Origin of the sequence: Yersinia rohdei ATCC 43380, from assembly GCF_000173775.1 — a bacterium.
Taxonomy (GTDB): Bacteria; Pseudomonadota; Gammaproteobacteria; order Enterobacterales; family Enterobacteriaceae; genus Yersinia; species Yersinia rohdei.
In genome coordinates this window covers 1-1,292 of sequence record NZ_ACCD01000075.1, presented here as the reverse complement: position 1 = coordinate 1,292, position 1,292 = coordinate 1, and the positions used below count along the sequence as shown (strand labels likewise).

Sequence of the window (1,292 nt, the reverse complement as noted above, 5' to 3'; positions counted from 1 at the left end):
GTAACCTGTAATAGAGTCTCTCAAATAATCACAGCACAAGATGTCTGCAAAGACACCTTCGGGTTGTGAGGTTAAGCGACTAAGCGTACACGGTGGATGCCTAGGCAGTCAGAGGCGATGAAGGGCGTGCTAATCTGCGATAAGCGTCGGTAAGCTGATATGAAGCGTTACAACCGACGATACCCGAATGGGGAAACCCAGTGCAATTCGTTGCACTATTGCATGGTGAATACATAGCCATGCAAGGCGAACCGGGGGAACTGAAACATCTAAGTACCCCGAGGAAAAGAAATCAACCGAGATTCCCCTAGTAGCGGCGAGCGAACGGGGAAGAGCCCAGAGTCTGAATCAGTTTGTGTGTTAGTGGAAGCGTCTGGAAAGTCGCAGGGTACAGGGTGATACTCCCGTACACAAAAACACACTTGCTGTGAACTCGATGAGTAGGGCGGGACACGTGACATCCTGTCTGAATATGGGGGGACCATCCTCCAAGGCTAAATACTCCTGACTGACCGATAGTGAACCAGTACCGTGAGGGAAAGGCGAAAAGAACCCCGGCGAGGGGAGTGAAATAGAACCTGAAACCGTGTACGTACAAGCAGTGGGAGCCTTGATTTATCAGGGTGACTGCGTACCTTTTGTATAATGGGTCAGCGACTTATATTTTGTAGCAAGGTTAACCGAATAGGGGAGCCGTAGGGAAACCGAGTCTTAACTGGGCGTCTAGTTGCAAGGTATAGACCCGAAACCCGGTGATCTAGCCATGGGCAGGTTGAAGGTTGGGTAACACTAACTGGAGGACCGAACCGACTAATGTTGAAAAATTAGCGGATGACTTGTGGCTGGGGGTGAAAGGCCAATCAAACCGGGAGATAGCTGGTTCTCCCCGAAAGCTATTTAGGTAGCGCCTCGTGAACTCATCTTCGGGGGTAGAGCACTGTTTCGGCTAGGGGGTCATCCCGACTTACCAAACCGATGCAAACTCCGAATACCGAAGAATGTTATCACGGGAGACACACGGCGGGTGCTAACGTCCGTCGTGAAGAGGGAAACAACCCAGACCGCCAGCTAAGGTCCCAAAGTCATGGTTAAGTGGGAAACGATGTGGGAAGGCATAGACAGCCAGGATGTTGGCTTAGAAGCAGCCATCATTTAAAGAAAGCGTAATAGCTCACTGGTCGAGTCGGCCTGCGCGGAAGATGTAACGGGGCTAAACCATGCACCGAAGCTGCGGCAGCGACGCTTAGGCGTTGTTGGGTAGGGGAGCGTTCTGTAAGCCGTTGAAGGTGACC

General features: G+C 51.5%; 1 rRNA gene. It reads left to right on the top strand.

The features are described 5' to 3' along the window. Positions 1–69: 69 nt before the first annotated feature. Positions 70–1,292, top strand: a 23S ribosomal RNA gene (locus YROHD0001_RS0119135); the annotation flags it as partial.